This is a genomic window from Paraburkholderia podalyriae (assembly GCF_014397785.1).
In the GTDB taxonomy this organism is placed as follows: Bacteria; Pseudomonadota; Gammaproteobacteria; order Burkholderiales; family Burkholderiaceae; genus Paraburkholderia; species Paraburkholderia podalyriae.
This window is the reverse complement of record NZ_VZQQ01000115.1, coordinates 1-11,128: the sequence shown is the minus strand read 5'-3', so window position 1 is coordinate 11,128 and position 11,128 is coordinate 1. Positions and strand designations below refer to the sequence as shown.

Here is an 11,128-nt window from a genome sequence, read left to right as displayed (position 1 = left end):
TCGTAGTCGGCGTTCGACATCAGGTGCATGTACAGGCTGTAGAACGTCAGCTTCGTGCCGCGCGGAAACTCCATCTCGTGCCGCACGAGGGCAAAGCCCGTACTGTAGGGGGCTCGAAGCGGTACGTCACTGCCGTCCACGCTCACTTCGCTGATTGGATAGTCGCTGTCGGCGCGATAGGCGACCAGCACACCATTTGCGATGCAGCGTAGTCCCGCGTCGAGGTCGAGCGCCTGCCCAGCGCCGGCCTCGGTGATGTGAATCCCGCCGTGCCACATGCCCTTGCGGCTGACGAGATACGCGCCGGACGGCTCGCTTGCGGCGAGCAGCCGGTAGATATCGTGCTCATCGGTGAACTGGACTGACAGTCGGGCATTGCCTTGCGCCTTGTGCAGGAAGGGAAAGGCGAATGCCAGTTGCTTGAGGCGGGGCGGCGGTGGCTTTTGCGGGTTATGCGGTACCGACTTGCTCGTCATGGATTCGGTGCACTCCTTATAGATGAGGTCGCACCACCTTATGACGGATCGAGGGCCAGCATCAATGCGGCGCGCTCTGAATTTATGCAAACAATCGTCAAACGCTTTTGCCGCGACCTGCAGCGCGCTCGGTCACGCTTTACAGAAATTCAGTCGCGCGGGTGCTTGCCCTGGAAATGAAGATGCGCACGCAGGACACGCAAATTCGGGTATCGCCGCGCCGTGTCCTAGCGCGCCCCACGGACATCGGCTTGCCATCGTCCTGGCGGGCTCGCCTCGAACAGCAGCCGGTCGAAGCGGCACCCTGTCAGCATGATCGCTTCGATACCCGCCATACGCGGTGACCAACATCATCCACACCGACACACGCCGAAAAGCCCTTCATCAGCTTAAGAAACGATGACTGTAAATTCGACCCCTGATTCAAAGTCCAGCGTCGTGGTCGAATAGCGCGGATTGCCGTCGAGGTAGTGCTTGTAGGGCCGAACGGCGTCCTCGGCTGTGTACATGTTGTCGGCGAGAACGATAGATCCCGGGCGCAGCAGGCGCTCAATTCGCTTGAACAGATTCAGATAGCTGTTGGCCCATACATCGATAAACACCATGTCGAAAGTGCCGTCCAGTTCGGAAACGGTCTGGAAGACGTCGCCCTCCCGCAGGTCAACATAAGCGTCTACGCCCGCGGTTCTGACGTGTGCCCGAAGATGTGCGCACTTAACAACATCGAGTTCAGTCGCTACAACCATGCCGCTGCCCAACGTGCGAAGGGCCTCGGCGAAATACAGCGTGGACACACCGCGGGAACTGCCGAGTTCGAGGATTCGAGCCGGCTTGTGTGAAAGCACCATGTTGCGCAAAAACCGTCCCGTTTCCGCTGATACGGCTAACGATAGAGGAGTACCTTGCGAGGATTCGAAATCTTCGCTCGATAGCCCGAGCGTTTCGAGGAACCGTCCACGCAGTCGAGGTGCGAGCGTTTCGTATTCGTCCGCGAGAATCAGAAACTCTTCGCTCGATCCTCGGAATTGCGCCTGTGCGCGGGCTATCACTTCTGTCTGGCTCTGTTCGTGAAGCCGCCGCAGTAGAGCTGTGGTTGATGATGTCATGTGCGCTCCTTGACAAGACCGATAATGCCGATGACGTATGCAACGACTGACCACGACGTTAAGCGGCCTGCGCTGTCGTTCCACGATCAGCGAAAACGTGTAACGCTATGCCGTTCTGGCGAGTTTGATCGCGCGTTCAGGGCACGCCGGCACGCAAAGACCGCACGAGCGGCAGGCGTGCGCGTTCGGTGTGTAGGCGACTTTCATTCCATGCACGCGTAGCTTGAAGCGGTGCATCAAATCGAGGCTGAGATAATCGACCTCATCGATGCGCCGGATCTCAAACACATTCTCAGGGCAAACCTCCAGGCAATCGCCCTTGCCTTCGCAACGTTTCAGGTCGACGACTGGCGCAATCACGCCCGGCTTCTGTTTGCAGTCGCCCGTTGATTTCTCGCGCATGGTCAGTCTCCCGCGCGCGGTGCGCGGCCCGATCGCCATGCCGTCTTGAAATGCTCCCGTTCCTCGGGCGTCATCGCTTCCCATTTGCGCCAGTGACGCCGTGCGCGCCAGCCGCCGTGTCCGCGGAATCCGCCAAACAGGATGCGGCTCAATACCAGCAGGCCTAACGCGTGTGCGAAGTCGATCGCACGGGCGCCAACGAATAGCGCCGGAATCACCCAATTCCATAGAGTCATGACCACCCATCCGAGCACGCCTATGGCGACCACCACCAGCAGCGCTTTGCCCGCACATCTGATTCGAAAATTCATCCGTCGACTCCTCTAAATATCCAGTTCGTCATAAATGGCCTGCAGTCGGGCGCGCAGATGCAAGACCGCGTAGCGTTTGCGCGCAAGCAGCGTATTGAGCGTGACACCGCTTTGCGCCACCATGTCTTTGAAAGGCCGCCCCTCCAGTTCGTGCGCGATAAATACCTCTCGTTGATTCGGCGGCAACTCATCGAGCGCATCCTGCAAGGCCTTCAGCAATAGAGCGCGAGCGTAGAGGGCTTCGGGACCTGCATCGTGCGCCGGCAGGGCGAGGTCGAGGCGATACTCACTGCTGGCGTCGTCCTCGGCCTCAGACAAGTCTGTCAGCGGTTGCTCTTTCTTCTTGCGAAAACGATCGATGATGCGGTTGCTTGCGGCACGGAAAAGCCACGCGCTCGCCTGTTCGATCGGAGCGGGAAGCCGGTAAGCCTGCACAAATTCGTGGAACACATCCTGCAGGATGTCTTCGGCGTCGTCCGGGTCGCGTATTCGACGCCGGATGAAATTGACGAGCCTCGTGCGCTCACGCACCACGGTCGCAGTGATGTCGCTGTCTCGGTCGGTCATCGGGTGCGGGGTGGGTGGCGGTTCCATGCGTCTGAAGACGTTTCAGACGCGCAAATATTGTGGCGAGCGCGAAAATATCTTTGCTTGAGCAACCGCGGGTTCGCTTGAGGCGGAGCGTAACAGGGTTGTGACCATTGATGAACCAGCAGACGTGGGTGCGTTTCCGTAGCGATGCCGCGCAATCCAATCAACGCCCATGGGCCCAATGCCCGATCGACGCAGCGCTGCGCTCGTTTCGGAAGGAGCCGCAACGGCGATTTTAAGCGTGCCCAGGCGTTCGCTCCGGGCGGGACGGCACGATCGGTTGACCGGGCGGAGTACGGCCATGAAGTGACGGTCGCGGGGCTCCGTCACTACCGGGCGCTTTGGCGGAACGCACCAAAACCTACTGGGTCACGGGAACGTGACAACAAACGCAAATCTTGTTTCCCTCGGGGTCCCGGAAGTACGCCCCGTAATAGTCCGGGTGGTAGTGCCGTCGTAGGCCGGGAGGGCCTTCGCAAGACCCTGAATTTGCCAGTGCGCTCGCGTATGCTTTGTCGACTGAACGACGATCAGGCGCGAGCAACGCCACCATTTGCCCGTTTCCGTGTTCCGCTGAGTTGCCGTCATGTGGCGTGCCAATAAGGAAGAGCGGACGCGCCATACCCTCAGCCATCCAACCCGCCCACGGTCGATCCGACTCACAAAACTTCAGCTTATGCCCCAGTTCGCTCATGATGACCGAATAGAATTTAAAGGCTCGATCAAAGTCATTAACTCCAACGAAAACGTGCGAAATCATCTTGGTCTGTTCCTGTTCAGCCTGCGATGTCTTGGCACATTAGCACGGTAGATTTGCGTTCCGTATCCGTTGTGACATCGAGGATGAGCCGCTGCCATCGGAAACCGCGAGCGTCCTTTTGGGTCGAGCACGCTGATCGCATTCAGCAGTGGTCGGCTGCGGACAGTCGACACTGCGGCCAAAATTGGTGACAATTTCCGCAACGGCTTTACCTCGTGTCCATTCGCGGATACTGACCTGACGATATATAGCGCTCCCATCTACCAAGCATGAGCAATCCCTTACCAGTCGTCTTCATTCATGGCTTCATCGGCACACTGGATGTCGCCAGCTACGAGTCTCAGCACGCGACCCCGGATCTGGTTGGCTACGGCCGGTGCCAATCCGTGTCCCTGGATGCCATATCGCTACCCGGCCAGGTCGAACACCTGCGAGCCTTTGTCGACGCCCGCTTTGGAAGCAAGCCCGTCGACGTAGTCGGCCATTCCGTTGGCGGTGCGATCGCCATGCTGTTTGCCCATACGTACCCTGCGTACGTCCGCAGGATTGTCAATGTCGAAGGGAACTTCACGTTGGATGATGCGTTCTGGTCGGCGTCGGTCGGACGGATGAGCCCGAGCGAGGCCGACGCCATGATGAACCGCTTCCGCTCCGACCCGTTCGCGTGGATCAGTGATTCAGTCACCGTACCTGCACCCCATCTGCGTGAGGTCGCCATCCGCTGGCTTGCTCACCAACCAGCTTCGACGCTTCGCGCGATGGGGCAGTCGGTTGTCGCGACAACAGGCGACGAGGACTACCTTGTGATACTCGAACAGGTCTTCGATCGGCGTCCGGTGTATCTGCTTTCCGGTGAGCATTCACGCAAGGGTTGGAACGTACCGGACTGGGCACTGGAAAAATCCGCCGGAGATCACACACTGGCCAACAGCGGCCATCTGATGATGCTCGACGACGAGGTTGCTTTTGTAGCTGCTATCAAGCGGTTCCTGGCCGAATAGGTCGGCTGCTGCGGATTCCATGGGACGGCGGTCGGACATGAACAGTCAATCGACACTTATGCCGAGATCGTCGACACTCTCAAACAACATCGCAAGCTCACACACAAGTTGCGCATACGAGCCCCACAAACATAATGAGCAAGGTACAGGCGTCGCCAGGCAGGACCGCACTTCTTGTCGCAGTTGTGGTTGTGCTGCTGAGGCCCCCTGTTGGGCAGCGGGGTTGACGAGCTCGTCACCGCAGCAACCAGGTTCGCAAAATTCGTCGGCTACCGTCGAAGCGTTCGCCCGAGCAATCCAGAAGCGTATCGTGCCCGTAACAAACGCCTTGGTCACAGAGGGCGACAAGAATATTGAGGCCGTTTTTCCGGTTGAGGTTGACGCGGATGGGAACGTACTATCAATCGCGGTTAAAACATCAAGCGGCGATCCTAAGTTTGATAGCGCGTGCATGGAAATCATTAAAAAAACCGGGCTCCCGAGACCTCCAGAAGGTGCTCCCTTGAAATTCAATCTGGTCGTTCGTCCACAGCACAGCACGCTCGACCCCGACTATAAGTACTTCCGCGCGAACTAAGTCTTCGATCGAGCACGCACGTCTGCCTTGCAGCGAACTGGTTGACTGCTCCGGGGTCAGTTTGCTGCGTTCGCCGTCGGGCCGGGTACGGCCACTTTCAGCCTTTCGGCTGCGAGGTTGTGTGGACATCTGAGCGTCGGCTGTCATTCCGGCAACGGTCGTACGGTTAGGGGCGCGCGTGCCGTTCATGATTCTGCACCCGGTAACAGCGCGCTACACGCTTCACAATGGCGCAAACCGAGTACATCGGACGGCGCTCTCACTTCAGCGGGCAGAGTTCGTCGCCCCGGACAACAGTTGCTCGAATTGCCGGAACCACGGTATATGGTCATTGCCATCCGACGTGCTCATGGTGACCGATATACGGCCCCCGACTGTTGCAATGCCCAAAACGGGTACTGCTTCCACATTCAGCAACAGACAGGCTGCGCTGACACGGACGCCTAAAGGGGAGAATTCCTAGGTTCGAAAGTACAGTGTCGTAGCCGGGCTTGCGGCATATCGAGTCCCACAACATGTGTCTATCCTCGTCATTTTGGATGTGCGCGAGCATCGACCGCATTGCCGTGATGCTTTCGAGTAAGGGCGACAATGTGCGCGCTGTTCGTCCACCGCGCGCCACAGCACGTACGGCTCGCCGCGCAGCTTCACGAACACTTCATCGAGGTGCGAGGTCGAACCCACCTCGCCACGCACCTCGCTGGCGGACGCCTTGGCCCTCATCGCAAGCCATACCTTCCGTCATCGACCAGGCATCTCAAAGCAACGGAAACCCCGCTCGAAACCCCACAAATCCATACGCAAAAACCTTGCTGAAAGATCTCCATTTCTTAACTTGGGTGGATTGGCCCCGCGAGGGCGTGCATGTGGGACGCAAGCGCGTGGCGCGCCTGATGCGCCTTGCCGGTCTATGCGGCGTAAGGCGGCGGCGCTGGCCCGCACCACGCGGCAGCACCCGAGTGCGCGGCGCGCGCCCGATCCGGTGCGCCGGCAATTCAGCGCGGAAGCGCCCAACGTACTGTGGATGGCGGACGCCGCCTATATCCTGACTGGCGCAGGATTGCTTGCACAATAAGTTTAATCAAACGCGAAGATTTTTGCGTCTAGCGAACTGCTACATAACGTCCTTGGAAAGAAGGCAGGATTTGTGATGAAAAACGCGAAGCTTAATCCTAACAACGAAGGATCCGACGCAATTTCGCCGAGGCATTTTTCGTTCCTATCCTATCTGTTCGCCGTCGTCTTTTTAGGTACCTGGATGTCCGTCGCGTCCGGGCAGTCAGTTGGACAGCCTTTATCTCCAGAAGTCACCGACTTAGCTCCTGCCGCGACGGCATCTCCGAGCAACACGTTGGCAACTACGCCCGCGAACGTATTGACCTATCATGGCGACACGCAACGTACCGGTTGGAATCGGAACGAGACGACCCTCACCCCTTCCAACGTCAGAGCCGGTTCGTTCGGCGTCTTGTTTGCAAAGAAGCTCGGCGACGCAGCGAACGACTGGGTCGACGCGCAGCCATTGGTTGTTTCAGCGTTGAGCGTAAATGGGACAACACAGGATGTCGTATACGTCGCTACCGAAGCCAACAACATTTACGCCTACTCGGCTTCCACCGGCGAGCTGCTCCTCCAACGGAACCTCGGGACTCCGGTACCGCAATCGAAGCTTCCCGGCGGCTGTGGGAACAACGGTCCCACCGTCGGGATCAACTCCACGCCGGTGATCGATCGGAGTGCCCAAACACTGTACGTGGTCTCGTTCAAGATGCTGGGCGGCATGCCAACCTATCAGCTCCACGCTCTTGACATCACCACCTTGGCTGACAAAGCGGGTTCTCCGACCTCGGTCTCGGCTTCGCATACCCTGACGAACGGCACGACCTACCATTTCGCCGCACAGTTCAGCCGGCAGCGTGCCGGTCTCCTTTTGGCAAACGGCAACGTCTACGCCGCTTTCGCCAGCTTTTGCGACATACGCGCCGATCAGTCGAGAGGCTGGGTGTTGGGATGGAAGGCGAGCATGCTGTCACCGCTGCCTGCGAATCAGTTGATGGACAAGCTGTCGACTTCACCCAACAACTTTTTTCTGTCATCCATCTGGATGTCCGGGTATGGCATTGCCGCAGGCCCTACGGGCTCAATTTTCTTTGTCACTGGAAACTCGGACCCATCTGGTACGACCTACACACCTCCAAATAACATCCAGGAAAGTGTGGTGAGGCTCTCTGCCGACTTGACCACCTTGGAGGACTATTTCACCCCTTCAGGTACTAATGGCGTCGCGTCGCTAGATTCGAGGGACGACGATTTCGGTTCTGGTGGGGCCATGGTTATACCGGATATCCCCGGTCAATCAACTGGCACCGTCGTTGCTGGAGGAAAGCGCGGCCGTCTGTACCTTATCAAGCGGGCTCCGATGGGTCACAACGATTCGTTCCAAGCGCTTTCCATCGTCGATTTCGGTTCCTGTTGGTGCGGTCCATCGTATTTTATGGGACCGGACGGCGTCCGCCGCATCGTCAGCAGCGGCGGCAGAACCATCAACGTATGGAAGGTTCCTGCAACGCCGGCGCTGCAACTGGACAAATCTTTCCCTAGCATCCACTCCGGCCAGGACGGTGGTTTTTTCACGACGATTTCATCGAACGGCACAACAGCCGGGTCCGCGATAATCTGGGCCGTCGGTCGCCCCACCCAAACTACTGCGCCAGCGAACGTGACGCTATACGCCTTCGACGCCTCAGGTGGCACAACACCGCTCTTCTCGTCCGTCGCCGGCTCCTGGCCTCGCAACAACTCCAACGCCAACATCGTGCCGACTGTCGCCAACGGCAAGGTCTTTGTCGCCAGCTTCGCGGCCCTGAACATCTTCGGTCCGGGCGGGACGCACGCTCCTCTCGTAGTCCCACCGCCAGCTTCTCCGCCGGCACCTCTACCCAGCCAAATCTATGGAATTGTCACTTCGGTAGGCACCTTGCAAATAGCCATCCAACCTCAGACCGGAGGCCCTGCGCTCGTTGACACTTCGGCTGCCGAACAGGCTCACCTGAGCGTTCCCCTCGTCGTCGGAAAGGCCGTCCACGTCTTCGGCCCCTTCAGCAGTGGAGCGTGGCACGCGGAACGAATTCTTCGTGCTAAGGACTCCCCTGAATCTTGGGTGCCGACGAACTGACGCCCTTGCCAGTTCCATTTTGTGCCGGAACCGATTGACGCTAATGGAAGAACTGCTGCAATCGGTTTCAATCTGAACGAAGTTCGAGTGTCGATGATGGCATGCTGTTCATGCAGGCCTCCCTGCACCGGCCAGACGTTTGGCCACCTGGTCATAAAACGCCAGCGGGCGACGCGCAACCGGCGTCGCCGGCAGTGGTGCGGCATGCTGGGTTGCCTGTTTCTGACGGTCGTGTGAGCGGCGATGGCCCGGCAGTAGCGAGGTTCGTCGACGGCCTTCGAGTACAGGATGAACGGCCAGCAACTCCCCATCCTCGTATATGCGGATCTCGTGAGCCAGGCTGTGAACGTCGAGTGTCCGCCTGCGCGTACGGTCCGGCACGCTGTAGTAGTTGCCGCCGACGGATACGAGCCCTTCGTGACTGACGCGCCGCTCAAGCCGGATCACACCGTTAAACGTTCCAGCGGGCAACGTCTGCAACGCGGGCCGCTCCTCGCTGAAGTGCTGGGCGACCACACGATGCGTGGTGCCGTGCAGGCGAACGTTGGCGACCGTGTGGAGCCACTCGCGCAGTTGACGGTTCATGTCTCCGAGATTCTGGAAGCGACGTGCCAGGAAGAAGTCCTGCCGGATGCACCGGTGGGGGCTTTCGACCTTGCCCTTGGTCTTGGCGCGATAAGCCTTGCACGCACGTGGAGCAAAGCTGTAGTGCTGCGCAAACGCGACCAGCTTCGCGTTGTAGACGATGTGCTTCTCAAGCTCTCCGAGCACCGCGGTCTTCATCCAGTCGTAGAGAATCTCGCGCGGCACCCCGCCCAGATGTTCGAACGCTTCCATGTGACAGCGCAGCACCGTCTGCAGGTCCTGATGCTCAACGAATCGGCCCCACAGGTACCGGCTGTGTCCAAGGACAATCGAGAACAGCCAGATCGAGCGTCGCTGGCCCGGTGCGTCGTCGAATTCAACGTTGAAGTGTGCGAAGTCAACCTGCGCCTGATGGCCGGCGGCGGTCTCGAAGCGCACTTCGAAGCCGCGTTAGCGCGGCGGCCGAACCATTGGCGCGAGCCCGGTGTTCCATCAGCCCGCATGGATGGCGTCATGGCTCTTTGATTGCGCGTGATCCATCGCCGACGAGGATCCCAAGATCGATGGGGATCCCGAACTTGTGCGCAGCAGATATCCATCACGAAAGCGGGCGTCGTGCCGGGGTGCCGTTTGAAGACCGCCGATCTGGGACCGCCGTGCGGCTATCGGCAGAGGCCGGACGACCGGACCGCGATCCCTCCCTGGTCGGCTGGACCGGGGGTGGAATCCTCGATGACTTGAGACGGCGCCACATTGCCGGTCGCTCCCGGCGCGAACACGAGAATGCGCCTGTTCGGCTCGGCAACAAAGAGCCGCCCGTCGGAGGAGACGCTGATCTTGTTTGCGCCGGGAAAGCCAGGCCCAGTGATTCCCGTGGCTGGACCGCTGATCGTCCGCACCGGCGGCACGTTGCCGCTCGCCCCGGCGGCGAATACGCTCACCTGGATCTGCGTGTGGTCTGTGGTCGTGTTGTAGACGAACAATTCGTTCGTACGCGGATCGAGAGCGATCGTCAGGTTGTTGGATGCTGCCCCACTTCCCCCACCCGCCAGCAGGCCGGTGTTGCTACCCGTGAGGCTGCGCAGAAGCGCCGGGGAGGTAATGCTCCGGGCCGTGCCAAGCGTGTCGATGATCGCCGCCCCCCGGTCGCCGTAACCCGCAAGCAGCAGATTGTCCTCGTTATCGACGGCAAGGCTCACGTTCACCCCGAGACTTGGATTTGGATCAGAAATGAAAATCGGATGGAGCAGCAACCCAGTGCTGTCGACGGGAGCGACAAAGAGCGGGCCAGCCTCGGCGCGAATGCTCAAGATGAAGTCGTTGAGGTGGGAATCCACCGCGATGCTCACCAGATCATTCCCCGGCAACGTGAACGAGCGACTGGGCGCCGCATTGTCCTCGGCCTTCGGCGGAAAGATGTCGACGGTGCCGTTGGTGAGAAACTGCGCGACGTGAAAGAAGTCGTTCTTGCTGAAAGCGATCGCCCGAGCGGTGCCGAAGGTGGTGGGCGGCCCTTCCAGCACCTGGCAGGGCTTGGTCGCTCCGTTGGCGCGCAAGGAGTAACCGCGAATCTGATCATTCAGACCGATGAAGACGGCGTCGTCGGGGCAGGCGGCTTGCGCCAGCCGGACCCCGAACAGCGCACTGATGATGGCGACATATAGCGCGAGTTTCATGATAGGCCCCCTTAGCTAATTCCTCGGCTAGGGTTAGGGAGAAGCGTTTTGCACTCCTTGAGCATAGATCCGCTGAGCGGGAGCCGAGAAATAAAGTTTCGCGAATTGGAACCGGTAGTTCTGGCGGGCGATGCGACGGAACGCCCATCGATATCGAACGGTAATCCAAGCGCATTCGGGCGTCTTGACTAACAGACTGCTGAAATACAGCCGCGCAGGAATGGCTTACCACCACCTGCGCGGTTGACGCCGCGATCTTTTCGCAGGTGCAATTTCAACGTGAATCCAGCGACGTGAGGCCAGTTTTGAGAGAAATGCGATTGGCGCTGCCACGCGGCTATAAGATGCTATGTGGGACTACCGGAGAAAGGTCCGTTTAGCTAAAACGGAATTTCCAACTCTGTGCGAAGGAGACGGAAATGTCCACGACCCAAGCAGTCCCACAAGACGAGAATACGGCAATCGACG

Annotated in this window: 9 protein-coding genes and 4 pseudogenes; 4 read left to right on the top strand and 9 right to left on the bottom strand. The window is 59.2% G+C overall.

The window, feature by feature from the left end:
• The 6 genes and pseudogenes from F6X42_RS40490 to F6X42_RS40465 all read right to left on the bottom strand — a co-directional run.
• Nucleotides 1-476, bottom strand: a pseudogene (locus tag F6X42_RS40490) (glycoside hydrolase family 19 protein); the annotation flags it as partial.
• Nucleotides 477-865: 389 nt separating this feature from the next.
• The gene (locus F6X42_RS40485; protein WP_187639412.1) at nt 866-1,582 is read right to left on the bottom strand and encodes an O-methyltransferase; all 717 of its coding nucleotides are present in this window, start codon (nt 1,580-1,582) and stop codon (nt 866-868) included.
• Nucleotides 1,583-1,687: 105 nt separating this feature from the next.
• Nucleotides 1,688-1,984: a 4Fe-4S dicluster domain-containing protein gene (locus F6X42_RS40480; RefSeq protein WP_187639411.1), complete on the bottom strand. Its 297-nt coding sequence runs from the start codon at nt 1,982-1,984 to the stop codon at nt 1,688-1,690.
• A 2-nt stretch (nt 1,985-1,986) separates the two neighbouring features.
• The gene (locus F6X42_RS40475; RefSeq protein ID WP_187639410.1) at nt 1,987-2,295 is read right to left on the bottom strand and encodes a hypothetical protein; all 309 of its coding nucleotides are present in this window, start codon (nt 2,293-2,295) and stop codon (nt 1,987-1,989) included.
• A 12-nt stretch (nt 2,296-2,307) separates the two neighbouring features.
• On the bottom strand, nt 2,308-2,889 hold the full coding sequence (locus tag F6X42_RS40470) for an RNA polymerase sigma factor (RefSeq protein WP_187639409.1): 582 nt from the start codon (nt 2,887-2,889) through the stop codon (nt 2,308-2,310).
• A gap of 358 nt (nt 2,890-3,247) precedes the next feature.
• On the bottom strand, nt 3,248-3,646 hold the full coding sequence (locus F6X42_RS40465; RefSeq protein ID WP_187639408.1) for a VOC family protein: 399 nt from the start codon (nt 3,644-3,646) through the stop codon (nt 3,248-3,250).
• A 269-nt stretch (nt 3,647-3,915) separates the two neighbouring features.
• On the opposite strand from F6X42_RS40465, the gene F6X42_RS40460 reads away from it, so the two are divergent.
• Nucleotides 3,916-4,647: an alpha/beta fold hydrolase gene (locus F6X42_RS40460; RefSeq protein ID WP_187639407.1), complete on the top strand. Its 732-nt coding sequence runs from the start codon at nt 3,916-3,918 to the stop codon at nt 4,645-4,647.
• Between the two features lie 19 nt (nt 4,648-4,666).
• The gene (locus tag F6X42_RS44945) at nt 4,667-5,224 is read left to right on the top strand and encodes a TonB family protein (protein ID WP_312893018.1); all 558 of its coding nucleotides are present in this window, start codon (nt 4,667-4,669) and stop codon (nt 5,222-5,224) included.
• Nucleotides 5,225-5,827: 603 nt separating this feature from the next.
• On the opposite strand, the pseudogene F6X42_RS44940 reads toward F6X42_RS44945, so the two are convergent.
• A pseudogene (locus tag F6X42_RS44940) lies at nt 5,828-5,929 on the bottom strand (IS6 family transposase); the annotation flags it as partial.
• A gap of 149 nt (nt 5,930-6,078) precedes the next feature.
• Here F6X42_RS44940 and F6X42_RS40450 point away from each other — a divergent pair.
• Nucleotides 6,079-6,290 (top strand): annotated as a pseudogene (locus F6X42_RS40450) (IS3 family transposase); the annotation flags it as partial.
• A gap of 84 nt (nt 6,291-6,374) precedes the next feature.
• Nucleotides 6,375-8,399, top strand: a complete 2,025-nt coding sequence (locus F6X42_RS40445) for a PQQ-binding-like beta-propeller repeat protein (protein WP_187639404.1) — start codon at nt 6,375-6,377, stop codon at nt 8,397-8,399.
• Between the two features lie 108 nt (nt 8,400-8,507).
• Here F6X42_RS40445 and istA read toward each other — a convergent pair.
• Nucleotides 8,508-9,452: pseudogene (gene istA / locus F6X42_RS40440) on the bottom strand (IS21 family transposase); the annotation flags it as partial.
• A 194-nt stretch (nt 9,453-9,646) separates the two neighbouring features.
• A complete protein-coding gene (locus F6X42_RS40435; RefSeq protein WP_187639403.1) occupies nt 9,647-10,660 on the bottom strand; it encodes a hypothetical protein in 1,014 nt (337 codons plus the stop codon).
• Nucleotides 10,661-11,128: the final 468 nt, after the last annotated feature.

Coding starts and splice junctions, on each gene's coding strand:
- F6X42_RS40485 (WP_187639412.1), bottom strand. CDS start 1,582: ATGACATCATCAACCACAGCTCTACTGCGGCGGCTTCACGAACAGAGC.
- F6X42_RS40480 (WP_187639411.1), bottom strand. CDS start 1,984: ATGCGCGAGAAATCAACGGGCGACTGCAAACAGAAGCCGGGCGTGATT.
- F6X42_RS40475 (WP_187639410.1), bottom strand. CDS start 2,295: ATGAATTTTCGAATCAGATGTGCGGGCAAAGCGCTGCTGGTGGTGGTC.
- F6X42_RS40470 (WP_187639409.1), bottom strand. CDS start 2,889: ATGGAACCGCCACCCACCCCGCACCCGATGACCGACCGAGACAGCGAC.
- F6X42_RS40465 (WP_187639408.1), bottom strand. CDS start 3,646: ATGATTTCGCACGTTTTCGTTGGAGTTAATGACTTTGATCGAGCCTTT.
- F6X42_RS40460 (WP_187639407.1), top strand. CDS start 3,916: ATGAGCAATCCCTTACCAGTCGTCTTCATTCATGGCTTCATCGGCACA.
- F6X42_RS44945 (WP_312893018.1), top strand. CDS start 4,667: ATGGGACGGCGGTCGGACATGAACAGTCAATCGACACTTATGCCGAGA.
- F6X42_RS40445 (WP_187639404.1), top strand. CDS start 6,375: ATGAAAAACGCGAAGCTTAATCCTAACAACGAAGGATCCGACGCAATT.
- F6X42_RS40435 (WP_187639403.1), bottom strand. CDS start 10,660: ATGAAACTCGCGCTATATGTCGCCATCATCAGTGCGCTGTTCGGGGTC.